The following is a 26,596-nucleotide window of genomic DNA, read 5'->3' on the forward strand; positions in this document are numbered from 1 at the left end:
TCAGCGGAATCCGTCATTACCCCTGACGAGTCCGCACGGACTGAGGTAACCACAGGGAGCGGGAGAATGAACACAGCACTTTGGATCGTTGCCGGGGCGCTCGCCGTCGGTTTCGCGGCGGGGGGCGCCAGCCTGCTCCTGATGAGCAGGACCCGGTATCGCGCGCTCGGGGCGAACCAGCACTGGGTCGACGACTTCACTCCCGGGCACCTCAAGGCAATCGGATCCATCAAGCTGGTCGGGGCACTCGGACTGGTCGTTCCTGCGCTGGGAAGCGTCGCGCCGGTTCTGGTGCCGTTCGCGGCGGCCGGCCTGATGTTGTTCATGGCCGGCGCCGCGACCACGCGATTCCGCCGAAGTGAATGGGGCTACCTGCTCGGCGACGTCCTCTTCATCGGCGCCTTCGCCTTCGTCGCATGGGGAAGATTGGCCGTCGAACCCTTGGCGTGAATCGGCGGGTGCGTGAACTAAATGTGCACAACCTGGCGGTACGGCTGCCGAGGTCCCACGATGGATGGGACACCACCGATCGAAGGGCATCACGTGACCGTTTCGCCGCAGGCAGCGGAGCAACTCCGCAAGCCGCACTGGTCACTGGCCCGAACCTGGCTGCTGCAGCCGGGCATTCCGGACGGCGCCGATGCCTACGACGCAGCGACCGCCGGCAGCGCCGACGCTGTCGTCCTCGACATCGAGGACGGACTGCCCGACGCGCAGAAGCCTGCCGGTCGCCGAGCGGTCGCTGAGTGGCTCCACGGTGGTTCGTCGGCCTGGGTGCGAATCAACAGCTGGAGCACGCCCGAGTGGGCGGCCGACCTGGCCGCGCTGGCCGATGCGCCGGGGCTCGCCGGCGTGATGCTGGCCAAGGCCGAATCCCCCGACGACGTCGCCGCAACCGCTGAACGGTTGCCAGCCGGCACGCCGATGGTGGCGTTGATCGAGTCCGCGCTGGGCCTGGAATCCGCGTCCGACATCGCACGGACACCGGGCTGCTCTCGAATCGCGTTCGGCGTCGGGGATTTTCGTCGCGACACCGGGATGAGCGCCGACCCGACGGTGCTCGCGTACGCACGCGCCCGGCTGGTGATCGCCAGCCGCGCAGCGGGATTGCCCGCCCCGATCGACGGACCGACCCTGCGCGATCAGACGCGCCACCTCGCACGGGAAACCGCGGTTGCCAAGGCCGCCGGGATGACCGGACGGTTGTGTCTGGACCTCGCCCACGCCGAGACGATCAACAGTTTGCTGAGCCCGTCCCCGCTCGACATCGACGAGGCGCGGGCCACGCTCGCTCGCCTGGACGCGCCCACCGGGGCGTACGACGGCAGCGTCGGCCCCACGCGGGCGCGCGCCGAAGCCGTGCTGGACCTCGCGGAAAAGCTGGGCCTCGCCTGAGTGGCGTTGTGCTGAGCGGAGCGTGACCGCCAACTAACATCTCCCGGGCGTGCAGCGCCGCTGCGACGTTCGAACCACTACTCGGGTGGGAGATGGCCATGGCCAAGCTGGATGACGTGGAGGCGACTGCCCCGTCGATTCGTGAACTCACCGTCCGGGGTGTGGTGCTCGGTGGCGTCATCACGCTCGTCTTCACCGCGGCCAACGTCTATCTCGGCTTGAAGGTGGGACTGACCTTCGCCACCGCCATTCCGGCGGCGGTCATCTCGATGGCGATACTGCGCTACTTCCGTGGACACACGATCCTCGAGAACAATATCGTGCAGACGATCGCGTCAGCCGCAGGCACCCTCGCCGCGATCATCTTCGTCCTGCCGGGACTGATCATGATCGGCTGGTGGACGGGGTTCCCGTACTGGATCACGGTCGCGGTGTGCATCGTCGGCGGAGTCCTCGGCGTCATGTACTCGGTGCCGCTCCGTCGCGCGCTGGTCACCGGATCGGACCTGCCCTATCCGGAGGGCGTCGCTGCCGCCGAGGTGCTCAAGGTCGGCGAGGCTGCCGAGGACGGTGGCGAGGGCAACCGGCGGAGTCTGCGCGCGATCCTGACGGGCTCGCTGGTGGCAGCGGGCTTCTCCCTGCTCGCCGCGACCAAGGCCATCTTGAGCGACGTCTCCACGTACTTCCGCATCGGCGCGGGCGGGTCCACGGTTGGTGCCAGCCTGTCGCTGGCACTGATCGGCGTCGGCCATCTCGTCGGCGTCACCGTCGGCTTCGCGATGATCGTCGGACTGGTGATCTCCTACTTCGTGCTGCTTCCCACGCTGACGTGGAACGACATTCCCAGCGGCGCCGACGTCTCCGAGATCGTGTCGAGCACGTTCTCGACCGACGTGCGATTCGTCGGCGCCGGTGCGATTGCCATCGCGGCGATCTGGACGCTGTTGAAGATCGTGGGCCCCATCGTCCGGGGCATCCGGGCCGCGGCCGTCTCCAGCCGTGCGCGCCGCGGCGGGGAACGGCTCGAGCTGGTCGAACGCGATCTCCCGATCTGGATCGTCGGCGGCACGATCGCCGTGTCGCTCCTGCCGATCGGGCTGCTGCTGTGGTGGTTCCTCGACAGCACGGAGATCGCCGGGAAGGGCCCGCTCACGATCGTCGTGACCCTGTTGTTCGTCGTGGTGATCGGCGCCGTGCTCGCCTCGGTCGCGGGATACATGGCCGGTCTGATCGGCTCCTCCAACAGCCCGATCTCGGGTCTGGGCATCCTGGTCGTCGTCATCGCGTCGCTGGTGCTGGTGCTCGTCCACGGCCGTAGCGACGATCCGGCCCAGACGCTCGGGCTGGTGGCCTACGCGCTGTTCGCCACCGCCATCGTGTTCGGCATCGCCACCATCTCGAACGACAATCTGCAGGACCTCAAGACCGGCCAGCTCGTCGGCGCGACGCCATGGCGGCAGCAGGTCGCGCTGGTGATCGGCGTCGTCTTCGGCGGGCTCGTCATCCCGCCAGTACTCGGCCTGCTCAACACCGCGTTCGGCTTCATCGGTGCGCCAGGGGCAGGGGAGAACGCGTTGGCCGCACCGCAGGCGGCGTTGATCTCGTCGCTTGCGAAGGGCGTCTTCGGTGGCGACCTGAACTGGGGTCTGCTGGGGCTCGGTGCCGCCATCGGTGCGGTGGTCATCCTCGTCGACGAGTTGCTGAAGCGCAGTACGAGGTTCGCTCTGCCGCCGCTGGCGGTCGGAATGGGGATGTACCTGCCGATGTCGCTCACGCTGATCATCCCCATCGGCGCGCTGCTTGGCCGGTACTACGACAAGTGGTCTGAACGCGCGGGTGGTGACGTGGAGCAGAAGAAGCGGCTCGGCGTGCTGATGGCAACCGGCCTCATCGTCGGCGAGAGCCTGTTCGGCGTGGTGTTCGCGGGCATCGTCGCGTCCTCGGGAAGCGATGCACCGCTCGCCCTGGTTGGCGAAGGGTTCGCGAGTTGGGCCGAGATCCTGGGTGTCGTCCTGTTCGTCGCCGTCATCGCCGGTCTCTACAAGTGGACCCGGCGGTACGCGAATTCGCCGGTGACGGCGGGTGATCGGAACCCCTAGCGGGGTGCCTGACCCCGCGACAGTGACGTCCAGCCCGAGCTGATCAGCTTGGTCAGATCGTCCACCCACGCTTCGTCCAGTGGGGCGTCGTGCCTGACGATGATGCGGAAGATCGCGCTGCCGACGACGACCTCGGCCAGCATCGGCAGGTCGCCGTCGTCGCCACCTGGATCGGACCCCGGGTCCATCCTGGTTCGGAACGTCGCGAGACTCTCTGCGAAACGCGAGGTCATCCTGCTGTGCACGTCCGGATCGGCGACGGTGTCGGCGATCAACGCCGGCAGGGCGATGCGGACCTCCGGACGGTCGAACATCATGCGCGTCGCCTCGACCAAGGCCCGGATGTCGCCCTCGACGTCTCCAGAGGCACTCGGCATGGCCATGACTTCGGCGGGCAGGATCGCCTCGTGCACCAGTTGCGCCTTGCCCGACCAGCGCCGGTAGATGGCCGCGGTCGTAGTCCCGGCGCGAGCCGCGATGGCCGACAGCGACAGCGCGGTGTAGCCCGATTCGAGTAACAGGTCACGGGTGGCTTGCACGATCGCGGCGTCGATCTTGCCGTCGCGCGGACGTCCTGCAGACGGGCGGCTCGGTCCCTTGTCATCCCCGGACCGATCTGTTCTCATAATTCCAATATAACTCGCATCGTATCGTTATTGGAGTGTCGTGTTCCTGAGCCCGCTCGACGAGTACCCGATCCACCAGGCGCCCGTGCCCATCAGCGCGCCCGCGACCTCGGACCGCAACTTCTACGACCGTTCGTACTTCAACGTCCTCGACCGGCAAGGCCGGTTCATGGCGCTGACCGGAATCGGGTACTACCCCCGGCTGGGCGTCAAGGACGCCTACCTGCTCATCCGGCGCGATGACGTGCAGACCGCCGTCCGCTTCAGCGACGCGATCGACGGCGACCGTCTCGATCAGCACGTCAACGGATACCGGCTCGACGTGGTCGAACCCCTGCAGGAGCTGCACCTGACCGTCGCCGAGACCGAGGGCATCTCGGCTGACCTGCGGTGGCGAGGCTCGTTCCCGGCAGCGCTGGAACACCCGCACCACATGTACACGGACCGACGAGTGACGTTGCAGGCGTGCCGTTTCGCCCAACTCGGCACGTGGGAGGGCTGGATCGACGTCGATGGCGACCGGCTGACCGTCGACTCGTCAAGTTCGGTGGGCAACCGTGACAGGTCGTGGGGCATCCGGCCCATCGGCGAGGCGGAACCGTCCGGGCGGCCCGATACGGCATTCCGCGGAATGTGGTGGCTCTACCTGCCACTGGCCTTCGACGACTACCAGATCTTCCTGATCATCCAGGAGGATCCGGATGGCCACCGCAGCCTGTACGACTGCACCCGACGCTGGCGCGACGGCCGGGTCGAACAGCTCGATGGCGTGCGCGCGACGGTGCACTACACGCCGGGCACCAGGATTCCCCACGGCGCACACATCGAGATGATGACGCGGTCGGGTGGTCGGCTGCGGCTCGACGTCGAGTCGAAGCTGTTCGCGCCCATCGCATTCGGCTCCGGGTACGGCGGTGACTCCTCCTGGTCACACGGCACTTGGAAGGGTGAGGCGTCGTCGGAACGCGTGTCCTACGACATGACCGCCCCCGAGGTCATGGCGCGAGCCCCCTTCAGCCTGATCGACCACGTCGGTAGCGCGGTCTGCACTGAGGACGACGGGAGCACGCAGCACGGCGTGGGCCTGTTCGAGCACGCCGTGATCGGTCCGCACCATCCGTCGGGATTCAACGACTGGACCGACGTCCTGACGGGGGACCCGTCGTGAAGGTCATGACAGCCCTGTTCGGCCCGGTGGACGCGGTCGAACGGGCGGCGCTGCTACGCGAAGCCGGGGCATCGGGAGTGTTCACCTTCGAGGGGCCGCGCGAAGTCTTCACCCCGCTGATCCTGGCGTCGACGGTGAAGCCGCTCGACCTGATGACCAACGTGGCGATTGCGTTGCCCCGCAACCCGATACAGCTCGCCCACCAGGCGAACGACCTGCAGGAACTCTCCGAGGGTCGGTTCATTCTCGGGCTCGGCACCCAGGTGCGCGCGCAGATCGAGAAGCGCTACGGCACCGAGTTCGATCACCCCGTCGCACGCATCAAGGAGATGGTGGGTGCGCTGCGGGCCATCTTCGCCGCCTGGAACGACGGCGAGCGGCTCGACTTCCGCGGCGACTACTTCCGGCACACCTTGATGACGCCGACGTTCAACCCGGGCCCCAACCCGTTTGGACCGCCGCCGATCTACCTCGGTGCGCTGGGTCCGCGGATGACCCGGGCGACGGCCGAGGTCGCCGACGGACTGCTGGTGATGCCGTTCGGGTCGAAGCGGTTCCTGCACGACAAGACCATGCCCGCCGTTCGCGAAGGGCTGGCGGCCGCCGGGCGGAACGCTGACGACTTCGCGGTGGTGCCCGAGATCATCGTGTCCGTCGGGGAAGACCACACGTCCACGCGAATGCTCCTGGCGTTCTACGGCTCCACGCCCGCCTACCGTCCAGTGCTGGACGCGCACGGCTGGGGTGACCTGCAACCCGAACTGAACGCCATGTCCAAACAGGGGCGGTGGCAGGAGATGGCCACGCTGATCGACGACGAGGTGCTCCACACGATCGCCGCGTGCGGAACCCCGGCAGAGGTGGCCGCTCACATCGCCGACCGCGTCGACGGCGTATCGGACCGGATCTGCCTCTATCAACCCGGGCCCATCGCCGTAGAGGCGCTGGCCGAGATCATCGACGCGTTGGGCTGACGAATGCACACCACGACCATCGAGTTCGGCGACGTCGTCGACGACCGCTTCGGCGGCAAGGCGCTGGGTCTGGCCGAGCTGACACGGCTGGGGCTCCCCGTCCCAACGGGTTTCGTCATCGCGCGGGCCTCCGAGCATCCCCTGCCGGACGAGGTGACGGACCGCTTCGCCCAGATGCAGGCAGCCGGTGCAGCACCGGTAGCCGTCAGGTCCTCGGCCACCGGAGAAGACGGGGTCGAGCACTCGTTCGCGGGACAGTACGACACCGTGCTCGGCGTCGACTCCGCCGAGGGCTTCGCCGCCGCCGTCCGGCAGTGCGCCGTCTCGGTCGGGTCCGAACGAGCCTCCGCCTACGCCGGCGACGACGCCGCAACCGGGATGGTCACGATGCACGTGGTCGTGCAGCGCATGGTCGACGCGCGCGCGGCCGGAGTGGTCTTCACCGCGGACCCCACGACGGGGCGCAGGGACCTCGTGGTGATCGACGCGATCGCCGGACTGGGCGAAGCGCTCGTCGACGGGACCGCCGTCTCCGACCACCTCGTCTTGACGTCGGACGGGACACCGGCGGTGCGCGAGGTCGGCGACGTCCCCGTGCTGTCCGACGAGGAGGTCGCCCACATCCGCGCCGGCGCACTGCGAGCCGCGCAACACTGGGGCAGGCCCATGGATCTGGAGTGGGCAATCGATCGAGGTGGGCAGCTGTGGTGGCTGCAGGCCCGGCCGATCACCACCCTGCCCGGTGACCTCAACGAGATGGACACCCCGTTGGCGGGACCGACGCACGTCTACACCCGGTGCAACATCGGGGAGATGATGCCGGGAGCGTTCTGTCCGCTGACGGCATCGGTGTCGGGGTACGCGATCGACTACGCGATGCAGATGACGCAGGTCGTGGCGCGCGCACAGGAACGCTACGACAAGCCGTGGCTGCAGGTCGGCTACTTCTACGGGCACATGTTCTTGAACATGACCGAAGGCACGGCGCTGAGTTCGGGCATCCTCGGGAACTCCCTGGAACAGTTCTCCATGTCGATCTGCGGCCGCGTGATCGACGAGCTGGAACCCAAACCGCCGAAACCGTTCCTCCCCAAGCTCGTCAACACGGTTCGGTTGACGTCGTACTCGCTGTTCGCCGGCCCGGCGATACGCAAGCTCGGAGACCGGATCGCCGCATTCGAGATCCCAGCCGGCCGTGATCCGAAACAGGTGCTGCGACAGCTGGAGTCGGGCGTCGATCTGTACTGCTACGTCACGCTCGTCCACGTGCGGTCCTCGTCGCGCGCTGCCGTGGGCGCGAACGTGCTCGAAAGCTACCTGGTGCGCGCGGCCGTCAAGGCCGGTCGCGACGAGAACGAGGGTCAAGCCGAGGCAGCACGCCTCATGGCCGGCGCCGCCGACGTCGAGAGCGCCGTGATGGTCGACGAGTTGAACGCGGTGGTCAGGGCGATCGCCGCCGACGACGTGGCCGCCGAACGGTTCCTGGCTGCGACGCCGGCGGATGCCGTGACCCACTTGCGCAGCACGGACGATCCGGGCGGCGTCGCGTTGCGCGAGTTCCTCGTTCGACATGGGCATCGTGGTTATCGCGAGCTGTGCATGCGCGATCCGGCGTGGGCCGAGGACGCCGAAGGGCTCGGTTCGATGATGCAGGTCATGCTGCAGTCAGCCCGAAACCCCACCGCCTCGGCCGCGGCTCGCAGGAACGTCGACGTGCCGGAATCGCGGACGGTGGGACTGCTGGCCCGCCTGGCCCAGGGTGGAGCCCGCGGACGCGAGGAGACCAAGTCCAAGATGGCGCTGATGGCCCATCGCCTCAAGCTCGGCTACCGCCACCTCGGCGAGGTGCTTGCCGACAGTGGGCGCCTACCGGATGCCGATCTGGTGTTCTTCTTCGATCGTGTCGAATTACCTCGTGTAGTGGGCGATACCGACATCGGCGACCTGGTTCGGCGCGCCCGGCAGCGCCGGGATGCACTGCCCTTTCAACAGTCGCTGGAGTTCGAGGACGTCGCGGTGGGACGGCCCGAACCCATCGTCCGGCGGCCGCCGAGCACCCTCGACGCCGACCAGATCATGGGGAGGCCGGCGAGCCGCGGGATTGCCGAAGGCACTGTTCGCGTGGCGAAGTCGATCGTCGATGCGCGTGACGTTCGTCCCGGTGAGATCCTCGTCGCACCCGTCACCGACGTGGGCTGGACACCGTACTTCACGGTGATCGCAGCGCTGGTCACCGACATCGGGAGTTCGGTGTCGCACGGCGCGGTCGTAGCGCGGGAGTACGGGCTGCCCTGCGTCGTCAACACGCTGGTGGCCACCCAGGTCCTCGAGACCGGTGACCGGGTCAGGGTAGACGGTGACAGGGGACTCGTGACGCGGCTCGTCTGACCCTGCTACGCCGACAGTGTCGCCGGGGCGGCGTTCCTGGCCACGGCGTCGGTGATGGTCGGTAGGGACACGCCGAGGTTGGCCACGTTGAGGACGCCGAACGAGCCGAAGTTCTCGTAGTTGGCGGTCGACGCGACCACCTGAAGCGTCAGTGTCTGGCCGGCGCTCAACGTGTGCGCCACCTGCTCGAGCGGGATCGTGACGGTGTGGCTCTGCCCGTCGAGGGTCACTGGAATGGGCGTCACCTGGTTGCCGAGCACCGCTCCTGTTGCGTCGTCGACGAGCTGGGCGAAGACGTGCCGGCTGGTTCCGGTCCCCGAGTACGTCAGGGTCAGCTGCGGCGCGCCCACCACGTACGTGGTCTGAGACGCCGCCGGGGTGGTGAGGTTGAAGGCGTTGATCGCCCTGGTTCCTCCGATGGGAAGGACGAACAGCAGGGGTCCCGAGCCGCCGATGAGCGGAATCAGCGGCAGTGCGCCCGCTCCGCTGCTGGACGCGACGATCGACGCGGCGGGCGCGGCCGGGTAGGTGGTCGACGAGAAGAACTGTCCCCGCTGATCGACCCACTCGAATTGCGGACCGGTCGACACGTTCTGCTGCCCCTTGACGTAGTGAGCCAGCCACGCCAGCGTCTGCGTGGTGATCACCTGGCCGTCGGTGGGATCGAACAGGTTGTTGGTGCACAGTCCGTGGCCACCGCAGAACCAGAGCACCTTGGTGGGAACGCCGTTGGCCATGAGTGCCATGGCGTTCGCCTGCGCTTCCTGCAGGGAGAACAGCGTGTCGACCGTGCCCTGGATGAGCAGCGTCGGTGCCGTGATGCTGCCCAGCAGCGCACCGGGTCCGCGCTCCGACAGCAGATCCTGCTGCTCCTGGGTCAGCGTCCCGGTCAGGTTGCCGTAGATCGACGCCGGATAGATGGCGGGGTTGGGACGGGCGTTGGTGAGCAACAACGCCGCGGTGAGCAGGGTGCCCCATCCGCTCTTGAACGCCCGACTCTTGTAGAGCGAGCTGTTGAGGCTGTTCCACGCGATCGTCGGCACGATCGCGTCGACACGGTGGTCGGTAGCCGCGGTGACGAATTGGATGCCGCCGCCGTAGGACGCGCCGACCATCCCCATCCGCGGATCACCGGTGGCGTCGAGCTGAACCTCGGGCAGGGTCGCCACCCAGCTGATGATGGCCGAGGTGTCGCGGGCCTCGAAGTCCGGCGAGTCGAGTTCCAGCGTTCCACCCGAACGGTATTCACCCCGCGGGTCCCACGTCACCACGTTGTAGCCGGCGGCGCGCAGTACGCCCACCCCGACGGCACCGAGGTTGTCGGTGAGGATGCCGTCGAGGATCGTGCCGTCGAGGTTCGTCGCACCTGGCATTCCGAGGCCCGGCCCCTGCAGGATCGTCGTCGCGCGCTGCCCCGCCCGAAGTCCCTTGGCCGGCATGAAGTGGACGTAGATCTGGGTTCCGTCGAACGACGTCAACAGCACGTCGCGCGACGCTGGGGCGCCGGGCGTCCCCGGTCGCACCGGGTACCCGATGAACGGGTGGATGACGTCGCCGATGATCGGGATCTGGTGGATGGCGGCGACGACAGGCGTCACGAACACGGGCCCGACGACCGGGACGTGCTGCAGCCATTCGAGCGGAGCAGTCTGCATCACGACGACCGGCGGGCCCTGAATGGCCGGCGCGGCGGGGGCGGCGGCCGGACCGGTGGCGGTCGTGCTCGCCGAGGCGGCGACCACGGCAGGCGACTCGGTGGTCGTCGTCTCCTTGCGCGCGGTCGAGGCCACACTCAGCGCGGCCAGGGACTCCGTCGGCGCGGTCGGGCCGTCGCCCGGGGCGGGTTCCGTGGCCGGGTCCTCACTCGAGATCGAGTCCTGCTGCACGACACTGTCTTCGACGTCCGTCGTACTGTCGTCGGACTCGGTGCGGGTCGAGGAGCGGTCCTTCGTCGACGTCGAGTACGAGCCGGTGTGGGCACCACCGGTGCCGACCGCGGTGCCAGGAGCCGTGACGTGCGTCGAGGACGACGTGGTGGCTGCCGGGCCAGGGGAGTCGGCGGTCGACGACGGTGTGTCCGCACTCACCCCGGGGTCGTCCGCCGATGGCGACGAGTCCGCGCCCGTCGCCCCGGACGCCGACGCCCCGGGCGCCGACGTACCGGATGCAGGCGCGCTCGACGACGACTCGGCGCCGGAGGATTCCGCGGGGTCGGCCGCAGCGATTCCACAGCCGCCGTACAGGATTGCGGCTCCAATGCCGAGCGCGGCCGCCAAACTCCCGACTCGTCCCACGTGCAACGTCTCAGCCACCCCGATTGCCCCCATCCGAAACGGTGATAGGTGCTACCACCGCAGCGACCATAACCTCGGCTGCCTGATCCCCGTCCGGCTTTGGTGGATGAGGGGTCGGGCGGATGCCCGGCCGCCCTACGGTCGTATCACCACCGCCGACAGGGGATCGGACCGTCCGGCCACGATGTCGCGCCACACCGGCTCGGTGCTGCTGAGACCGGTGACCGTCTGTACCCGGAGCCAATCCGAGGCCCACGGCACGAGTTCAGAGCGTGCGGCGTCGTAGAGCGATTGCACTGCCGGCCAACCGCGTTCACGGGTGAGTTCCACCTCGCGATCACCGGTGTTGAACATCGTCAGCGGCGGGCCGGACCCCGACGGCGTGGAGCGCGCATGGGTACCGCCCACGCCGATGCTGGTGACGAGATGCCGCAAGAGCCGGTCGTGCACCGCACTGGTGACGTCGGAGGATCCTGCGACGTCCACGTAGGTGGTGCCGTCGGAGGGGGCCAACCGGTCTACCTCGTCGTAGCCGAGCACACGGTCGTAGACCCCGAACGTCTCCGCCGCGGCGCGGTGCGTCGCGCTGGTGAGTCCGACGACGCTGACGCCGGCGGCGCCCAGGAGCCGACTGAGCGCCGACGCGCTGCGACTCGACGCGCTCGACACCACGACCCTGCGCACCCCCGAGGCGAGCACGTCGGCGGCGAGCAGCGCAGCGAACGGATGGACCGGCAGCAGAACGGTCTCCACGTCTTCACTCGCCGAATCGAATTCGTCGGGCAGCGGCACGAGCCGACGGTAGATCGGCAACATGCCGACGCGGCTTTCGTCGACGGACAGCAGACCGATGTCGGTGTTCTCCACGCGCACTGCCACGCGGGTCGCCATGGGCAGGAACCCGGCGACCCGCGTGCCGACGGCGACCACCGTCGGGTCCGCGGCGACCACCTCCGCGATTCCCCACACCGGTATCCGGGCGCGATCGAGAGACGGCGAGGGGAATGCGTCCAAGGTCTTGAGGACGTCGTTGACGAGGACGTAGCCAAGATTGTTGGCGGCCACGCTGAACCGCTCGACGGTCAGGGTCACGAGACCCGGTCGACGAGGTGGCGGCCGTTCGCGAACCAGTTCGAGTCCGTCGAGCGGTGTGGTCCGATCGACTTCCAGGACGAGGGTGTCCGGTTCGGGGGCGGTGGTCATGGCATCTCCCTCGGATGACGGCGTCAGAACGCCGGGGTGGTGGGTTGCAGGACGGCGGTCGCCGCCGCCTCGGCGCGCAGGTGCTCGAACGCCTGGTAGTCCGGGTCATTGACCATGTCGACGAAGTTCTGTCGGCTGGGGTAGCTGACCAGGGCCACCAGGTCCCAATCGCCACCCTCGTCCGGGACCAGCGACGTGTGGCCGATGCCGCCGTAGACGATCGTCACGCCGTACCGTTCGTTCACGCCCGTGCTGCTGAACTTCTCCATGTACTCCCGGTACTTGGCCTCGCCACCCGGCGTGAACCTGATCAGGTTCAGCATGATCACCGGCCCACTGGGATCGTCGGCGACGAAGCGTTCGAGGTCGGCTGCATTCAAGAGGGTCATCATTCTCTCCAGTCATTGTTACTTGCTATACGACACGCAACTTAACGCTACCCACCGACATGTGCCCGACGATGGACAATGACCGCCATGGACGACACGCCGCTGACCCGGCGCACTCAGGCGGAACGCCGCGCCGAGACGCGTCGCCGCGTGCTCGACGCCGCGACGTCCCTGGTCGCCCAACATGGATCGAGCGCGGTCTCGCTTGCCGCCGTCGGGGAGGCCGCCGGATACAGCCGCGGCATCGTCAACCACCACTTCGGCAGCAAGGCGCGACTGCTCGAAGAACTCATCAGGCACACCCAGCAATTCGACGTGCCGGCCGACTCCGCGACGGGCCTGGGGTGTCTGACTCAGTTCGTCGCGGCGTACCTCGGCGGGATGCACGACAGGTCACCACGCTCGGAGGCGTTCCTCAAGATGTGGACCGAGTCGGCGAACCTCGAGCCGTCGCTCGCGTCGTTGTTCGCCGAACGCGACGCCGCGTTTCGTGACTACCTCGCCCAACAGATCCGGGCGGGAGTCGGCGACGGGTCCATCGATCCCGACGTCGAACCCGATCTCGCCGCTCTCGCGATCATCGGACTCCTGCGAGGCACGGCGATGATGGCGTTCTCCACGGCTCGAGACGTCTCCGCCACCGACCTCTCGGCTGAGGTGGCCCGACGGGTCGAGCGGAGTCTCGCCGCGCGCCAAGGGGAGCAGGTCATTCCTAGGAAGAAGTAGCCCTGCCCCAACTGCGGCGCCGGCCCTACGTTCGATGGCATGAGGTCCTTCACACGCTCGTCCCGTCGGGTCATCACCATTGCGAGCGCTGCGCTGGCAGCGATCATGCTGATCGGGTGCAGCGCTCCCGCCGATACCGGGGACGCGGCTTGCTCCGGGCAGCAGGAACGCAACGCCCAGGTCGTCCGCGACGCCTTCGCTCGCGGAGTCGGTGGCGAGGAGAGCTTCTTCTCGATCCTGGCCGAGGACGTGCAGTGGACCGTGGCGCAGGCGGTCGAGCCGACGACGTACACGAGCCGCTCGGAGTTCTTGCGCGACGGCGCCGGGCCCATCCAGTCGCGGCTGAGCGGACCAATCCAGGCGAATGTGCGCCAGCTCATCGCGGAAGGCGATGACGTCGTTGCGATTTGGGACGGAACGGCGACCGCCCGCGACGGGAGCCCCTACGTCAACACCTACGCGTGGGTGATGACGATGCGTGATGAGCGGGTGGTGAAGGGGACCGCGTTCCTCGACCTCGTTGCGCTCGGCGACTTCTTGAGGAGGGTGCCGCCCGCCTGACCCCGACTGCCCGCGGGTATGTGACAGCCATCATAGGCACCCTGGGGATTGCTTCGATATCGAAGCGAGTTGTGCAGTGCGTAGCTGCTTCAACTTCGAAGCAATAATCGAGGAGGAATCATGAAGGCTCTCTACTACCGTCAATACGGCAGCAGCGATGTTCTGGAGTACGCCGAGGCCCCGCAGCCGGTACCGGGCCCGGGGCAGGTGCTCGTGCAGGTCGCCGCCACCTCGTTCAACCCGGTCGACGCGGGCATCCGCGGGGGTTACCTGGCCGGCGTGTACTCGATCGCCTTCCCGCACGTTCCGGGCGTCGACGTCGCCGGCACCATCGCCGACCTCGGCGCGGACGTGCAGGGTTGGCACGTCGGCGACGCGGTGGTGGCGATGCTGCCGCTCGATGCCGACGGTGCGGCCGCCGAGTACGCGCTGGCACCGGCGGAATCACTTGCCAAGGCTCCACAGTCGGTGCCTCTGACCGACGCGGCTGCCCTTCCGACGGTTGGACTGACCGCATGGCAGTCGCTGTTCGAGGTCGCCGAGTTGACCGCCGGGCAGCGCATCCTCGTCAACGGCGCCTCGGGCGCCGTCGGCGGCTACGCGGTCCAACTGGCCAAGGAGGCCGGAGCGATCGTGACCGCGACCGCCACGTCGCGCGACGCCGACCGCCTGTACCAGTACGGCGCAGACCGGGTGGTCGACTACGTCGACTACGCGCAGTCGCCGATCGAGGTCGATGGCGCGCCGTTCGACGTGGTCCTGAACCTGGTCAGTACGACACCGGAGCAGACCGAGGCCCTGATCAGCGTGGTGGCCGACGGTGGCTTTCACGTCGGCACGATGGCCTCGGGGCCCGAGAACCCGGGTCGCCAAGTGCGCACGCAGCGGATGTTCGTTCGCAGCGACGCCGCACAGCTCGCCGAACTCGTGAGTCGCGTCGACACCGGACGACTGCGCATCGACGTCGCCGATCGCCGCCCACTCGCAGAGGCCGCCGACGTACACGACGCATCCGATGGCGGGCGGCTCCACGGAAAGACCATCCTCGTGCCGGCCTAATAATCCTCTGCGGCAGTCTGATCCGCCGTATCGAGCCGATGATGGTAATGCTTCCAGGTCGAAGCATTACCATCAGGCATGGCCGACGCGCTCGATCCCGCTCAGATGCGGACCTACTTCGCCCTGACGGAGGCGGTCAGCCTGCTGCAGTACGAGGTGCGGCAGCAGCTGCAATCCGAGGGCGGCCTGAGCTACGTGCAGTTCGAGATCCTGGCCAAGCTGTCCGAGGCCGGCGAGCGGCAGCTCACGATGACCGATCTAGCCGACGGTGTGGTCTACAGCCGCTCCGGTCTCACTCATCAAGCCGGGCTGCTGGAGCGCGAAGGCCTCATCGTCCGCCATGTCAGCCCAGACGACCAACGCGCCACGGTCGTCGCCATCACCAAGGCGGGTCGTGCCCGCGTCGCCAAGGTGCTCCCCGGCCACGTCCGGGTGGTACGCGAACTGCTCTTCGAATCGCTCTCGGCGCGGGACGTCCGCACCCTCGGCGACATGATGAGTCGCGCCCGCGACCACATGCGCGCCCGCCCGCCCCGCTCCGCTGCGCCGCGCAAACGCAGTGCCGGGTCTGCCGACTAGGGCAGAGGCCGTGCCGAACTCGTGATCGGTAGCGGACCGCCCGCAGCAACCTGTGCCATGTGTCTCGGCGATCCCGTCGGACCGGAACAGGAGAGGAACGAATGAACCCCACCCGCCTCGGCATTGCCCTCACCGCTGCAGTTCTCGCGGCCACCGCATTGAGCGGCTGCACGAAGGTCAGTGAGATCAGGGACGTCGCATCGAATGCGGCCGAGCAGGTCGTCGCCTCAGGCACCGAACAGCTCGTGAACACGGTGTCGGGCGATTTGTTCACCGCCGAGGGCATCGACGCCGCCTACTCGGCGCTCTCGGCCGAGGTCGGTGCCACCCCCATGCAGGTCGTGGAGGTGACCATCGTTGCGGGATCGCTGACGGTGCAGGCGATCGATCCGAGCGCGCCGACCGAACTCAACCAGTGGAGCTACACCGCTGGCGCGGTCGGCCCCCTGCGGCCCGTCGACTACGGCGACGACGTCGAAGCGCTCAACGAGAACCTGTTCTCGGTCGACGAGGTGGCGACCAACGCCATCGCCGCGGCCGCCGACGGCGCGGTGGCGGCGAGCGCGATCGAGGGCGGCGAGGTGCAGAGTCTGATCATCAAGCGGAACATGCCGTTCGACACGAGCGTGACGATGTTCATCAACGTCGAGGGCGAGCGCAGCAGCAAGCAGGTGCGAGCCGACGTCTCCGGGCAGATCACCGACGTCGTCTGAGCGAGGGCGCCGCTGAAGTTGAAGTGGTTGGTAGGCAACTACTGTCGGCGACCGGACGTTTCGATCAGGGTGACCAGGGCGTCGGTGAGATCTTCTGCGGTGGTGTGCCAGTTGTCGGTGCTGAGAAGGCCGCTCTTCTCGAGGCCGGCGGCACCATGTACGCCAGTCAGGAGGATGGCCGCGCAGCGCTCGGCGTTCGTGTCGCCGACGACGTCGGCGACGATGGCGAGGAATTCGTCGCACATGCGCTTCGCGGCCATGACGACCGCCGCCGGATCTCCCGTGGGGGTGGCGAACATCAACTGGTACAGATGCGGCTGTTGCCGGCTGACGGCGATGACGCCCAGAAGTGCCGCCCGTAGTTTGTCGGTGGCTGGTGAACCGGATTCCGTTCGGACTGCGTGCATGTGATCGCCGAGACGTTCCCAGCCTCCGGCGGCAACTGCCGTCAACAGGCTCGCCTTGTCGGCGAAGTGGCGATAGGGCGCGCCGCGGCTGACTCCTGCGCGGGCGCCGACCTCGCGCAGCGTGACTGCGTCTGGTCCGCCGCCGTCGAGCAGTTCGGCGGCTTCGCCGAGCAGGGCGCGGCGAGTGGCTGCGGCTGATTCGGCGCGACTCACGTTCCCTCACCATCTGAGTTGACAGCGTCAACTCAGCGGGTACGGTCATTGAGATGACACCGTCACCCGAAAGTCAACAGATGGTCATCGTAACCGGGGCGTCCAGCGGCATCGGCGCAGCCGCGGCGCGCGAACTGGCTCGCCGAGGGTTCCACGTCCTCGCGGGTGTGCGACGCGACCGGGATGCCGACGCGATCCGCGGGCCTGGAATCGAGCCGGTGCTCGTCGACATCACCAATGCCGAGCACGTCCGCACGCTTGCGGCCCGGGTCGACGAGGATCCGCAGGGTCGACGACTGCGCGCCGTCGTGAACAACGCCGGCATGGGGGTGAACGTGCCGGTCGAAACCTTCCCCATGGATGCGTGGCGAAACCTGTTTGAAGTCAACCTGTTCGGTCATGTCAGGGTGACTCAGGCCGTGCTTCCGGCCCTGATTCGCAGCAAGGGTCGCGTGGTCAACATCAGCTCCGTGGGCGGCAAGGTGGCGATGGCGACCTACGGTCCCTATGCCGCCACCAAGTTCGCCCTCGAGGCGGTCAGCGATGCGCTGCGGCGGGAACTCGCTGCGACCGGTGTCCAGGTCGTCGTCGTAGAGCCCGGCGCAGTGAGTACCGAGATGCCGAGTCGAGCGATTTCGGCCGCGAACGACCTTGCCGCGGCCATGACGCCGGAGCAGCAACTGCGCTACGGCGGGCTGATACGAGCAGTGAATGCGCAGACCGTTTCCCACACCACGTCGTGCCTACCGGCCGACGCCGCCGCCATGGTGATCGCCACGGCGGTGACGACCCGTCGGCCACGGACCCGCTACACCGTGGGCCGTGAAGCCGCGCTGATCCGCTTCACGCGGTTCATGCCCGACCGGGCGCTCGATCGTGCCCTCGCTGCGGCGCTGCGTCCTCATTACCGAGCAGGTGATGGATCTCTACTTGACATTGCGTCGACTTCAAGCTGACACTGTGTCGAGTAAGGCGTCGCGCTGCGCGGCGCTTGGACGGTCGGAGGCATCGTGAAGACGTTCTTCATCACTGGGGTCAGCAGCGGTTTGGGGCGCGCGTTCGCGGCAGGGGCATTGGACGCCGGCCATCGAGTGGTCGGCACCGTCCGCAAGGTCGAGGACGCCGAACCGTTCGAAGCCCTGTCACCGGCTCGGGCACATGCCCGCCTGCTCGACGTGACCGATGATGCCGCGGTCGCACGTACGGTGGCCGACGTCGAGTCGACTGTTGGTGCCATCGACGTCGTGATCGCCAACGCCGGTTACGGCGTCGAGGGCACCTTCGAGGAGACGCCGTTGTCGGAATTGCGAGCGCAGTTCGCCACCAACGTGTTCGGTGTTGCCGCAACCCTGCAGGCCGCGCTGCCGTACATGCGGCGCCGGCGTGCCGGCCACTTGATGGCGGTGACGTCGATGGGCGGCCTCATGGCAGTTCCCTGTATGTCCGCCTACTGTGCGAGCAAGTTCGCGGTCGAGGGTCTACTGGAGAGCTTGCGCAAGGAAGTCGCCGCATTCGGCATTCACGTCACGGCGATCGAGCCTGGTTCGTTCCGCACCGACTGGGCGGGCCGATCGATGACGCGTGCCGAGCGCACCATCGGGGACTACGACGAGTTGTTCGAGCCCATTCGTGCTGCACGGCTCAAGGCCAGCGGCAACCAGCTCGGAGACCCGGCGAAGGCATCGGACGCGATTCTGGCAGTCCTGGACGACGCCGAACCGCCAGGGCACCTGGTGCTGGGCTCAGATGCCCTGAAGTTGATCGGAGCCGCACGGGCTTCAGTCGACGAGGACATTCGTCGGTGGGAAAGCGTCTCGCACAGCACGGATTTCGATGACGGCGCGCAACTGTCCGTCGTGTGACACAGCTGGGTTAGGGTTGCGACGGTGACCAAGTCCTGGCCCTCTCGCCGAACTGCGCCGGCCGTACGCAAGGGCGACCTTCGCGAGCGGCAGATACTCGACGCCGCCGAGGCGCTGCTCGAGACGCGCGGCTACGCGGAGATGACGGTGGGCGAGATCGCCGAGGCGGCGGGAATGACCCGCGGCGCCCTGTACTTCTACTTCGCTTCCAAGCAGGACGTTCTCATCGCGTTGGTGGCGCGGACCGTGCAGGCTCTGCAAGAGAAGTCGGGTGCTGCGTTGACTGCGACCGGACCGGTGGACGACGTCATCGCTACCGCGTTGGAGCGCACTGCACGGCTGTGGCGGGAGCACGGTCTGGTCATGCGCGCCGCGGTCGACCTCAGTTCCACCGTGCCCGAGATCGATCAGTTGTGGACGGGCACAGCCGATGTCTTCGCCGACGCCATAGCAGCGGTGCTGCACCGTGCCGGGGTGCCGACTGGGAGCGGACCGGGAGACGCCGCGGCGCTCGGTCACGCCCTGTGCTGGATGATCGAACGCACCTTCTACCAGGCGTCCAGGAATTCGATCGACGACCTGGACGACGCGAAGGAGACTTGCCGGGCAGTGTGGTTGCGCATGGCCGAACAGCGCTGACCGCTACCAAAGCCCCAGCGGACGAGGCGGAAGCTGACTTATGCGGGTAAACCCGTTGCACGAGTGGTCGTTTGGCTGCCATCCTGGTAACCCGGGGGGCGGCGCGGGGCGGCCCGCCGGGGTGAACGGGGGAGAAGACGTGCGATACCGCAGGGGTGAACTGGTCACCGCCCGACGCGATTTCCAGGGTATGGACCGACCGCTGGTGCCCGAGGGGACGGTGGGCGAGATCGTGAGTACGACGGTGCTGACGGGGCGACCGAAGACAGTGCGGTTCCAGCTCATGACGGAGTGGGGACCCAAGACCTTCACGACGTACGTCACCAACGAGGACGTCGAGCGAGCGGAGCAAGTGGCAACGCAGCACCGCCGCAGTTAGTGCGTGTAACGACGTCGCAGGCGGTCCGATGTTTCCCGGCGGCCGGTGAGGGAATCACCCGAGCACCGACTCAGTGTGGAGAGGCCCGCCATGATCGACGACGCCGTCGGATTGTTGGGCCGCACTGCCGTCCGGACCCTCCGCGGTATCCCGGTCGTGGGTCGGCTGCTGGGTGCTGCGCCCAGTTTCGATGTCGAGGGGCGGGTGCTGTTCATCACCGGCGCGGCCCGTGGCCTCGGTGCCGAGATCGCCCGACAGGCACATGCGCGCGGCGCCCATGTGGCCCTCGTGGGGCGCCGCATGGCGCCCTTGCAGGAACTCGCCGACGACCTCGGCGAGCGTGCCGCCGCCTTCGAGGCCGACGTCACCGATTCCGACAAGCTTCAGGATGCGGCCGACGCGGTAGTGGCACGGTTCGGCGGCATCGACGTGGTGATCGCGAACGCGGGTATCGCCCCGCCATCGGACACCATCGCCACGATTGACCCGGCCGCGTTCGAGCGCACCGTCGAGGTCGACCTGCTCGGCCAGTGGCGCACGGTGCGGGCAGCGCTGCCGGCGGTCATCGAGCGGCAGGGACACGTCGTAATGGTCGGGTCCGTCTACGCCTTCTTCAACGGCGTACTGGCCGCGTCCTACGCGGTGAGCAAGGCAGGCGTCGAGCAGCTCGCCAGGACGCTGCGGGTCGAACTCGCGCAGCACGGGGTGAGCGTCGGTTACGCCTACCTCGGGTTCATCGACACGGACCTGGCCACCGAGGTGTTCGCCGACGATCACGTCGGAGCGGTACGCCAGGCGATCCCCGGATTCCTCACCCGGCCCATGACGGTTCAAGCAGCGGCCGCTGCCGTGCTCTCGGGTGTCGACCGGCGCGCGGCACGGATCAGCGCACCGGGCTGGGTCGCCCCGATGCTGGCGACCCGCAGCCTGACCACGGCGGTGATGGACGACGTGCTGATGCACAACTCGGGCGTCACGGGGGCGATCCGGACGGCTGAGGCATTGCGCGCAAAAGAGGTCGTCGAGCGCGCGGGGGTTACTGACCGATGACGGCCAGCGCGTCGATCTCCACCAGCATGACCTCGTGCGGAAGCTCGACGAAAACCGTTGTCCGACACGGAAGCGCGCCAGAGGTGACGTTCTCGGCGATGAACTCGCCATACACCTCGTTCATGGCTGCGAAGTCGTCGCGCTTGGTGAGGTAGACCCGGAACATGAGCACGTCGCCGACGCTGGCGCCGCCGGCTAAGAGGATGGCCTTGACGTTCTCCAGGGTGCGTCGGGTTTGGGCGCGCACGTCCCCCTCGCCGATGTAGGCGTTCGTAGCGGGGTCCATCGGGCCCTGCCCGGACACCTGCAGAAAGCCGCCCTTCACGACTCCCTGGCTGAACGTGTGTGCTGGTGCAGGCGCGGCGTCGGTGCGGACGACCTGTGAGTGGGACACGCTGGGCTCCTTCGGTTGTGGTGGTTGTCGAGTGAGTCAGGATGGCGGCCGGTAGCCGCAGTCGCGGGAGATGCGTTCGCCGACGGCCTGCAACGGGTCGAGGAGTTCGAGCACTTGGTCGGCGGACAGCACGACGTTCGGCACCGACACCGATACAGCTGCGACCACCTTGCCCGACGCACCGCGGATGGGGACTCCGATGCAATTGATCGACGGTTCGTTCTCCTCGCGATCCTGCGCCCATCCCTGGGCGCGGACGGTGGCGATCTCGTCGAGATACCTGTCGGGACTCGTGATGGTGTTGGGCGTGCGCCTGGTGAAGTCCATCGTGGCGACGATCTGCTCCAGCTCCGAATCCGGTAGATCCGCGAGGATGATCTTCGCCACCGCGGTCGAATTCAGGTTCGCGCGCAGGCCGATTCGCGAGAACATCCGTATCTGATCGTGCGACTCCAGCTTGTCGATGTAGACGATGTCGTCGCCCTCCATCGCAGCGAGATGGGTGGTACGGCCATGAGCGCGGTTGAAGGCCACCAGATGCGGCGAGGCGATGGTCCGGATCTCGCGTTGATCCGTGCCCTGTGCCGCCAGGTCGAAGATCCTGGACCCGAGGTGGTAGCGATTGTTCTGATCGCGAAAGGTGAACCGTTCCTCGGACAGCGTGCGTAGGAGGCGCAGAACCGTCGTCTTGTGCACGCCGGTCGATTCGGCGAGTTCGTCGAGGCTGGCGGGCCCGCTACCGAGTTGGATCAGCAAGTGCAGTGCACGTGCAACGCTCTGGCTCATCGATTCACCTTCCCCCTGGCGGCGTGAAGCCCGCGGCCGACACCACGATCGTCGACCAGGCCCGCGGCGAACAGGTCAGCATGTGATCGCGCAGGGCATCGGGGGGTGGCGGCGCCGAGTCGGAGGCGACGGTCAGGGTAGCCGCCGCACCGATGTGGCCGCGGCGCAGACACGTCTCGGTGTCCTCGCCGCGCACCATGCCACTGAGGTAGCCGGCGGCGAACGCATCACCGGCCCCGACGGGTTCCACCACGTCGACGCGCAGTGCGGGCACTTCGACCGTTCGGCTCCGGCGGTCCACCGCCACTGCGCGTTTCGCGCCGTCCTTCACGACGATCGTCTCGGGGAGCGGCAGGATGCTGCGCAGCGCAACGGGATCGTCGGTACCCATCACCCTGAGCGCCTCGTCGGCGCCGACGAGGACCAGGTCGGCTCGATTCGCCAGGTCGACCACCACACCGGGATCGCCGTCGGACCACAACTGCTCGCGCCAGTTGACGTCGAAACTCACCGTTCCCGAGATTCCGGGACGGTCCGACAGCAGCCGGTACATCAGTGCTCGGCACGAGTCCGACAGCGCTGCCGTGATGCCGCTGCAGTGCACTACCGCGGCTCGGCTCAAGACTGCGGTCACCGCGGTGCGGTCGAGGAACTCCGGTCCCATGGCGGAGGCGGCCGAACCCGAGCGCTGGTAGTGGCTCGTCGTCCTGCGCTCCCCGTCGTCAGCTGTTTCGGTGTGTTTCGCGTAATGACCGGTGGGGCGGGAGGAGTCGATTTCAACGGCCGAGACGTCGACGCCACGCTCGCGCAGCTCCCCGCTGATTCTGGCGCCATATTCGTCGTCACCCAGTCTCCCGATCCAGGCGGCGGGCACGCCGATGGCCGAGAGTCCGGCGGCGACGTTGGCTTCGGCGCCTGCCAGGTGCAGTTGCGTTGCGGCACTGGCTCCAGACTCGGGTGGTGAGACGAGGACCAACGCCTCGCCGAGGCACGCGATGGGCCGAGTAGCGGTTGTTTCCTGCACGGCCCTCCACTCAGCCCATGTGTTGACGACGTTCCGGTGTCATGTTAGACAAGTCACAACGCATTCTGCAACTAGCGTTGCACAATATGCAACGCCGCAGCTCGGGAACTGAAATGGAGTCGGATGATGACGCAGCCAGACCATCCGCTGGAGCGTCTGTCCGAATTGGACAAGGCGCTTCCGTCCGCGGCCGACGGTTTGACCGCGGCCGAGTTCCTCGCGACCAAGCCCCGGCTCTCGGCGTTCAGCACGCCCGTGATGACGCTGGACGACTCCTCCATCGAGCAGAACCTCGCGGCTATGGCGCAGTGGTGCACCGCCCACGGTGTGGAATTGGCGCCGCACGGCAAGACGACGATGTCCCCGGTCATGTGGCAGCGGCAGATACGTTGCGGTGCAACGGCGATCACGCTGGCGACCTTCAGTCAGATTCGCGTGGCGGTGCACTTCGGCATCCGGCGGATACAGCTGGCCAATGCTCTGGTCGACCCGGTCGCACTGCGCTGGCTCGCACAGAAGATGGCCGATCACCCCGATCTCGACGTGCACGTGTGGGCCGACTCGATCGACACGGTCGACGCCATGGTGGCGCCGCTCGACGACGTGGCCGTGGCCCGACCCGTTCCGGTCCTGGTCGAATTGGGCGCTCCCGGTGGGCGAACCGGGGCCAGGTCGGTTCCCGAAGCCGTGGAGGTGGCCGAACGGGTCTCCGCGAGCGGGGCGCTACGCCTGGCCGGGGTGTGCGGCTACGAGGGCGCCCTCGCACACGACGCGTCCGACCAGTCGTTGTCACGAGTGCGGGGCTACCTGCAGGACATGGCTGAGTTGCATCGCCTGCTGGATGCACAGGGCCTGTACCCGGCCACCGGTGACGTCGTCGTGAGCGCCGGCGGCAGTGCCTACTTCGACGTGGTGGCCGAGGTCCTCGCACCCCTGGCAGAAGGCCGCGTCCGCGTAGTCGTCCGCGCAGGTGCGTACGTCATCCACGACGACGGCTTCTACACCGGCATCACGCCGTTCGGTCGAGACGAGACCGGCGACACCACTCACCGGTTGCGCTCGGCAATGCACACCTGGGCACGGGTGGTGTCCCGCCCAGAAACCGGGTTGGCCCTGCTGGACGCGGGCAAGCGCGACGTGCCGTTCGACGAGGGACTGCCGACCCCGCAACTGGTCGCGGACCGACTCGGTGGGCCTGCTCGGCCGCTGGCCGACGCTCAGATCACGGCGGTGAACGATCAGCACGCGTTCTTGAGGATCGACCCCGACAGCGATTTGAAGGTGGGGAACGTCGTGCGACTGGGACTCTCGCACCCGTGCACTGCCTTCGACAAGTGGCGATGGATCCCGCTGCTGGACGGCAACGGAGACGACCCGCATGTCATCGACCTCATCCGCACCTACTTCTGAGCTGGCTGGCATGCGTACACTCATCCACTCCGCGACGGTCGTCGACGGCACCGAGACCGCCCGCTATCGGGCCGATGTGCTCATCGACGGCGACCGCATCGCGGACATCGTCACCGATCCGACGGACAGGCCGTCGGCGGACCGGGTGATAGACGCATCGGGATTAGTCCTCGCTCCCGGCTTCATCGACATGCACGCGCACTCGGACCTACAGATCCTGCTGAACCCGACGCACCCCTCGCGAATCACACAGGGCGTCACCACCGAAGTCCTCGGACAGGATGGTCTGTCCTACGCGCCGACCACCGATGCGGTGCTCGACGGCGTGCGCCGCAAGGTCGCCGGCTGGAACTCCGACCCTCAGGACTTCGACTTCGACTGGCGTACCGTCGGTGAGTACCTCGATCGCCTCGACCACGGAATCGCCACCAACGCCGCCTATCTGGTGCCGCACGGCGTGGTACGCGCGATGGTCGTCGGGTGGGACGAGACGCCGGCGTCGACCATGCAGATCACCGAGATGCAGCGCATCGTCGCCGAAGGAATGTCCGACGGCGCGGTCGGCCTGTCAGCCGGACTGACGTACACGCCCGGCATGTACGCCGACAACGAGGAATTGCTGGCACTGTGCCGCACCGTCGCCGAACACGGTGGCTACTTCTCGCCGCACCATCGGTCGTACGGCGCGGGAGCGATGGAGGCGTACGCGGAGATGGTGGACCTCACCACGCGCGCGGGCTGCGCCCTGCACCTCGCCCATGCCACGCTCAACTTCGGCCCGAACAAGGGTCGGGCACCAGAACTGTTGGCACTGTTGGACGCAGCGACCGAAGCCGGCGCGGACATCAGCCTGGACACGTACCCCTACCTGCCCGGTGCGACGACGCTTTCGGCCATACTGCCGAGCTGGGCGTCGGCGGGCAGCAGCGATGAGACGATCGCGCGGTTGTCCGATGCCGCCGCACTGACACGAATTCGGGAGCAGCTGGAGGTGACCGGCTCCGACGGGTGCCACGGCGTCGTCGCCGAATGGCACACCATCGAGATCAGCGGTGTGTCCGACGCTCGACTGGACCACTACGTGGGCCGAACCATCGCCGACATCGCCATCGCCGAGGGTCGCGAGCCGTTCGACGTGTGCATCGAGATCCTGCAGCGCGACCAACTCAGCACCGGCATCCTTCAACACGTCGGACACGAGGAGAACGTGCGAGCAATCATGCGGCACCCCAGACACACCGGTGGCAGTGACGGGCTGCTGGTCGGTGCGAAGCCGCATCCTCGCGGCTGGGGTACGTTCGCGCGCTACCTCGGGCACTACTGCCGGGACCTCGGTCTGATGTCGTTGGAGGAGTGCGTCGGTCACCTCAGCGGGAGGGCGGCAACGCGGCTGCGGTTGGCGGACCGCGGCTTCGTGCGCACCGGGTTCGCCGCCGACCTCGTGCTGTTCGATGCCGACACCGTCGCCGACACCGCGACCTACGAGCGGCCCCGCCAGGCGGCCGCTGGATTCACGCACGTCTTCGTGCGCGGGCAGCTGGCACTCGACGAGAGCGAACTCACCGGGGTCACCGCCGGGCGTTCCCTGCGGCGCGGCGCGGACGGGGTAGTGCGGTGAGCATCGTCGAGGTGCTGCGCTCCGACCGCGTGCTCAGTGTCGTACGCGCTCAGCAGATTCCCGACGCGGCGGATCTGTGTCACGCGCTTGCCGCCGGCGGCATCCGCACCGTGGAACTCACGTTCACCACCCCCGACGTCCTCCGGCACTTGAAGTCGAGTAGTGCCGCAGTCGCGAGTTCGGGTGTCGTGCTCGGCGTCGGCACCGTGATGACGGCTGATCAGGCGAGCGCAGCGATCGATGCCGGGGCTCGATTCCTGGTCACTCCAGGACTTCGGGCAGAGGTAGCCGCCATCGCAGTCGCTCAGGGTGTCCCGGTCTTCCTCGGCGCGCTCACGCCAACCGAAGTCGCCGCCGCACTCGACCTCGGGTCGGCGGCAGTCAAGATCTTCCCCGCCAGCGCCTTCGGACCGAAGTACCTCACCGACCTGGGCGGCCCCTATCCCGATGTGGAGTTCCTGCCGTCCGGTGGCATCAACCCCGACAACGCCCGCGCGTACCTCGACGCGGGCGCGCTCGCAGTCTGCGCCGGCACCGGAGTGGTGCCTCCCGCGCAAGTGGCAGCTGGTGACTGGCCCGCAATCACCGCGCGCGCCGCACAGTTCGTCGCCGCACTTACCGCCTGACCCATCGAATAGTG

27 protein-coding genes are annotated in these 26,596 nt (G+C 67.7%); 19 read left to right on the forward strand and 8 right to left on the reverse strand.

The features are described from left to right. The first annotated feature begins 66 nt into the window (after positions 1-66). The 3 genes from G6N61_RS19630 (at position 67) to G6N61_RS19640 (ending at position 3,494) form a co-directional block, all read left to right on the forward strand. Positions 67-450 carry a DoxX family protein gene (locus G6N61_RS19630; RefSeq protein WP_163920117.1) on the forward strand — a complete coding sequence of 128 codons (384 nt, stop codon included), beginning with the start codon at positions 67-69 and terminating at the stop codon, positions 448-450. Positions 451-543: 93 nt separating this feature from the next. After that, entirely contained in the window at positions 544-1,395 is an 852-nt protein-coding gene (locus tag G6N61_RS19635) for an HpcH/HpaI aldolase/citrate lyase family protein (protein ID WP_163920119.1), read from the forward strand. A gap of 98 nt (positions 1,396-1,493) precedes the next feature. After that, positions 1,494-3,494: an OPT family oligopeptide transporter gene (locus tag G6N61_RS19640; protein WP_163920121.1), complete on the forward strand. Its 2,001-nt coding sequence runs from the start codon at positions 1,494-1,496 to the stop codon at positions 3,492-3,494. Here the strand turns inward: G6N61_RS19640 and G6N61_RS19645 are convergent. Beyond that, positions 3,491-4,120: a TetR/AcrR family transcriptional regulator gene (locus tag G6N61_RS19645; RefSeq protein ID WP_163920123.1), complete on the reverse strand. Its 630-nt coding sequence runs from the start codon at positions 4,118-4,120 to the stop codon at positions 3,491-3,493. The two genes, G6N61_RS19640 and G6N61_RS19645, sit on opposite strands and share 4 nt — an antisense overlap. Positions 4,121-4,160: 40 nt before the next feature. Here G6N61_RS19645 and G6N61_RS19650 point away from each other — a divergent pair, with 40 nt between their 5' ends. From G6N61_RS19650 to G6N61_RS19660, 3 genes are read left to right on the forward strand one after another with little or no spacing between them, the layout of a single operon-like run. Further along, the gene (locus G6N61_RS19650) at positions 4,161-5,288 is read left to right on the forward strand and encodes an Rv3169 family protein (protein WP_163920125.1); all 1,128 of its coding nucleotides are present in this window, start codon (positions 4,161-4,163) and stop codon (positions 5,286-5,288) included. Next, positions 5,285-6,262 (forward strand): TIGR03617 family F420-dependent LLM class oxidoreductase, encoded by a 978-nt coding sequence (locus G6N61_RS19655; protein WP_163920128.1) that lies wholly within the window; start codon positions 5,285-5,287, stop codon positions 6,260-6,262. The genes G6N61_RS19650 and G6N61_RS19655 overlap by 4 nt, the downstream gene beginning before the upstream one ends. Positions 6,263-6,265: 3 nt before the next feature. Further along, positions 6,266-8,650, forward strand: coding sequence for a PEP/pyruvate-binding domain-containing protein (locus tag G6N61_RS19660; protein WP_163920130.1), 2,385 nt, complete (start codon positions 6,266-6,268; stop codon positions 8,648-8,650). 5 nt (positions 8,651-8,655) lie between these two features. Here G6N61_RS19660 and G6N61_RS19665 read toward each other — a convergent pair whose 3' ends face one another. The 3 genes from G6N61_RS19665 to G6N61_RS19675 form a co-directional block, all read right to left on the reverse strand. Further along, positions 8,656-10,962 (reverse strand): S15 peptidase family protein, encoded by a 2,307-nt coding sequence (locus tag G6N61_RS19665; protein WP_308214999.1) that lies wholly within the window; start codon positions 10,960-10,962, stop codon positions 8,656-8,658. Between the two features lie 117 nt (positions 10,963-11,079). Further along, positions 11,080-12,147, reverse strand: a complete 1,068-nt coding sequence (locus G6N61_RS19670) for a DUF2855 family protein (protein ID WP_163920132.1) — start codon at positions 12,145-12,147, stop codon at positions 11,080-11,082. A gap of 23 nt (positions 12,148-12,170) precedes the next feature. Then, a complete protein-coding gene (locus G6N61_RS19675; protein ID WP_163920133.1) occupies positions 12,171-12,536 on the reverse strand; it encodes a DUF1330 domain-containing protein in 366 nt (121 codons plus the stop codon). 87 nt (positions 12,537-12,623) lie between these two features. Here G6N61_RS19675 and G6N61_RS19680 point away from each other — a divergent pair, with 87 nt between their 5' ends. From G6N61_RS19680 to G6N61_RS19700, 5 genes are all read left to right on the forward strand, one after another. Further along, positions 12,624-13,262: a TetR/AcrR family transcriptional regulator gene (locus G6N61_RS19680; RefSeq protein WP_163920134.1), complete on the forward strand. Its 639-nt coding sequence runs from the start codon at positions 12,624-12,626 to the stop codon at positions 13,260-13,262. Positions 13,263-13,301: 39 nt separating this feature from the next. Next, positions 13,302-13,823: a nuclear transport factor 2 family protein gene (locus G6N61_RS19685; protein ID WP_235887195.1), complete on the forward strand. Its 522-nt coding sequence runs from the start codon at positions 13,302-13,304 to the stop codon at positions 13,821-13,823. 120 nt (positions 13,824-13,943) lie between these two features. After that, positions 13,944-14,882: an NADP-dependent oxidoreductase gene (locus G6N61_RS19690; protein WP_163920135.1), complete on the forward strand. Its 939-nt coding sequence runs from the start codon at positions 13,944-13,946 to the stop codon at positions 14,880-14,882. A 78-nt stretch (positions 14,883-14,960) separates the two neighbouring features. Continuing rightward, complete coding sequence (locus G6N61_RS19695; RefSeq protein ID WP_163920136.1) at positions 14,961-15,461, forward strand: MarR family winged helix-turn-helix transcriptional regulator; 501 nt, start codon at positions 14,961-14,963, stop codon at positions 15,459-15,461. Between the two features lie 101 nt (positions 15,462-15,562). Continuing rightward, positions 15,563-16,174: a hypothetical protein gene (locus G6N61_RS19700; RefSeq protein ID WP_163920137.1), complete on the forward strand. Its 612-nt coding sequence runs from the start codon at positions 15,563-15,565 to the stop codon at positions 16,172-16,174. Between the two features lie 38 nt (positions 16,175-16,212). Here G6N61_RS19700 and G6N61_RS19705 read toward each other — a convergent pair whose 3' ends face one another. Then, the gene (locus tag G6N61_RS19705) at positions 16,213-16,794 is read right to left on the reverse strand and encodes a TetR/AcrR family transcriptional regulator (protein WP_163920138.1); all 582 of its coding nucleotides are present in this window, start codon (positions 16,792-16,794) and stop codon (positions 16,213-16,215) included. An 80-nt stretch (positions 16,795-16,874) separates the two neighbouring features. On the opposite strand from G6N61_RS19705, the gene G6N61_RS19710 reads away from it, so the two are divergent. The 5 genes from G6N61_RS19710 (at position 16,875) to G6N61_RS19730 (ending at position 20,724) form a co-directional block, all read left to right on the forward strand. Next, positions 16,875-17,750, forward strand: coding sequence for an SDR family NAD(P)-dependent oxidoreductase (locus G6N61_RS19710; RefSeq protein WP_235887196.1), 876 nt, complete (start codon positions 16,875-16,877; stop codon positions 17,748-17,750). Positions 17,751-17,804: 54 nt separating this feature from the next. Further along, entirely contained in the window at positions 17,805-18,656 is an 852-nt protein-coding gene (locus G6N61_RS19715) for an oxidoreductase (RefSeq protein WP_163920141.1), read from the forward strand. Positions 18,657-18,680: 24 nt separating this feature from the next. Next, a complete protein-coding gene (locus G6N61_RS19720) occupies positions 18,681-19,295 on the forward strand; it encodes a TetR/AcrR family transcriptional regulator (RefSeq protein ID WP_163920143.1) in 615 nt (204 codons plus the stop codon). A gap of 190 nt (positions 19,296-19,485) precedes the next feature. Next, positions 19,486-19,674 (forward strand): hypothetical protein, encoded by a 189-nt coding sequence (locus G6N61_RS19725; RefSeq protein WP_163920146.1) that lies wholly within the window; start codon positions 19,486-19,488, stop codon positions 19,672-19,674. A 90-nt stretch (positions 19,675-19,764) separates the two neighbouring features. Beyond that, a complete protein-coding gene (locus tag G6N61_RS19730; RefSeq protein WP_163920148.1) occupies positions 19,765-20,724 on the forward strand; it encodes an SDR family oxidoreductase in 960 nt (319 codons plus the stop codon). On the opposite strand, the gene G6N61_RS19735 is transcribed toward G6N61_RS19730, so the two are convergent. Genes G6N61_RS19735 through G6N61_RS19745 form a run of 3 tightly spaced genes read right to left on the reverse strand, consistent with a single transcriptional unit; the run spans position 20,711 to position 22,928 of the window. Further along, positions 20,711-21,118: a RidA family protein gene (locus G6N61_RS19735; RefSeq protein WP_163920150.1), complete on the reverse strand. Its 408-nt coding sequence runs from the start codon at positions 21,116-21,118 to the stop codon at positions 20,711-20,713. The two genes, G6N61_RS19730 and G6N61_RS19735, sit on opposite strands and share 14 nt — an antisense overlap. Before the next feature lie 36 nt (positions 21,119-21,154). Continuing rightward, positions 21,155-21,904, reverse strand: coding sequence for an IclR family transcriptional regulator (locus tag G6N61_RS19740; RefSeq protein ID WP_163920151.1), 750 nt, complete (start codon positions 21,902-21,904; stop codon positions 21,155-21,157). A 4-nt stretch (positions 21,905-21,908) separates the two neighbouring features. Then, positions 21,909-22,928 (reverse strand): sugar kinase, encoded by a 1,020-nt coding sequence (locus G6N61_RS19745; RefSeq protein ID WP_163920153.1) that lies wholly within the window; start codon positions 22,926-22,928, stop codon positions 21,909-21,911. A 126-nt stretch (positions 22,929-23,054) separates the two neighbouring features. Between G6N61_RS19745 and G6N61_RS19750 the strand changes: the two genes are divergently transcribed. The 3 genes from G6N61_RS19750 to G6N61_RS19760 are packed head-to-tail and all read left to right on the forward strand — an operon-like array spanning position 23,055 to position 26,582. Next, positions 23,055-24,338 (forward strand): amino acid deaminase, encoded by a 1,284-nt coding sequence (locus G6N61_RS19750; RefSeq protein ID WP_163920155.1) that lies wholly within the window; start codon positions 23,055-23,057, stop codon positions 24,336-24,338. Positions 24,339-24,348: 10 nt separating this feature from the next. Further along, positions 24,349-25,956, forward strand: a complete 1,608-nt coding sequence (locus tag G6N61_RS19755; RefSeq protein ID WP_163920157.1) for an N-acyl-D-amino-acid deacylase family protein — start codon at positions 24,349-24,351, stop codon at positions 25,954-25,956. Continuing rightward, positions 25,953-26,582, forward strand: coding sequence for a bifunctional 4-hydroxy-2-oxoglutarate aldolase/2-dehydro-3-deoxy-phosphogluconate aldolase (locus G6N61_RS19760; protein WP_163920159.1), 630 nt, complete (start codon positions 25,953-25,955; stop codon positions 26,580-26,582). The genes G6N61_RS19755 and G6N61_RS19760 overlap by 4 nt, the downstream gene beginning before the upstream one ends. Positions 26,583-26,596: the final 14 nt, after the last annotated feature.

The organism is Mycolicibacterium arabiense, assembly GCF_010731815.2.
Classification (GTDB): Bacteria; Actinomycetota; Actinomycetes; order Mycobacteriales; family Mycobacteriaceae; genus Mycobacterium; species Mycobacterium arabiense.

Bases quoted from the DNA above. Each gene is read 5' to 3' on its own strand.
- G6N61_RS19630 (WP_163920117.1), top strand. From the start codon at position 67: ATGAACACAGCACTTTGGATCGTTGCCGGGGCGCTCGCCGTCGGTTTC.
- G6N61_RS19640 (WP_163920121.1), top strand. From the start codon at position 1,494: ATGGCCAAGCTGGATGACGTGGAGGCGACTGCCCCGTCGATTCGTGAA.
- G6N61_RS19645 (WP_163920123.1), bottom strand. From the start codon at position 4,120: ATGAGAACAGATCGGTCCGGGGATGACAAGGGACCGAGCCGCCCGTCT.
- G6N61_RS19660 (WP_163920130.1), top strand. From the start codon at position 6,266: ATGCACACCACGACCATCGAGTTCGGCGACGTCGTCGACGACCGCTTC.
- G6N61_RS19670 (WP_163920132.1), bottom strand. From the start codon at position 12,147: ATGACCACCGCCCCCGAACCGGACACCCTCGTCCTGGAAGTCGATCGG.
- G6N61_RS19675 (WP_163920133.1), bottom strand. From the start codon at position 12,536: ATGACCCTCTTGAATGCAGCCGACCTCGAACGCTTCGTCGCCGACGAT.
- G6N61_RS19680 (WP_163920134.1), top strand. From the start codon at position 12,624: ATGGACGACACGCCGCTGACCCGGCGCACTCAGGCGGAACGCCGCGCC.
- G6N61_RS19685 (WP_235887195.1), top strand. From the start codon at position 13,302: ATGAGGTCCTTCACACGCTCGTCCCGTCGGGTCATCACCATTGCGAGC.
- G6N61_RS19690 (WP_163920135.1), top strand. From the start codon at position 13,944: ATGAAGGCTCTCTACTACCGTCAATACGGCAGCAGCGATGTTCTGGAG.
- G6N61_RS19695 (WP_163920136.1), top strand. From the start codon at position 14,961: ATGGCCGACGCGCTCGATCCCGCTCAGATGCGGACCTACTTCGCCCTG.
- G6N61_RS19700 (WP_163920137.1), top strand. From the start codon at position 15,563: ATGAACCCCACCCGCCTCGGCATTGCCCTCACCGCTGCAGTTCTCGCG.
- G6N61_RS19710 (WP_235887196.1), top strand. From the start codon at position 16,875: ATGGTCATCGTAACCGGGGCGTCCAGCGGCATCGGCGCAGCCGCGGCG.
- G6N61_RS19725 (WP_163920146.1), top strand. From the start codon at position 19,486: ATGGACCGACCGCTGGTGCCCGAGGGGACGGTGGGCGAGATCGTGAGT.
- G6N61_RS19730 (WP_163920148.1), top strand. From the start codon at position 19,765: ATGATCGACGACGCCGTCGGATTGTTGGGCCGCACTGCCGTCCGGACC.
- G6N61_RS19740 (WP_163920151.1), bottom strand. From the start codon at position 21,904: ATGAGCCAGAGCGTTGCACGTGCACTGCACTTGCTGATCCAACTCGGT.
- G6N61_RS19750 (WP_163920155.1), top strand. From the start codon at position 23,055: ATGACGCAGCCAGACCATCCGCTGGAGCGTCTGTCCGAATTGGACAAG.
- G6N61_RS19755 (WP_163920157.1), top strand. From the start codon at position 24,349: ATGCGTACACTCATCCACTCCGCGACGGTCGTCGACGGCACCGAGACC.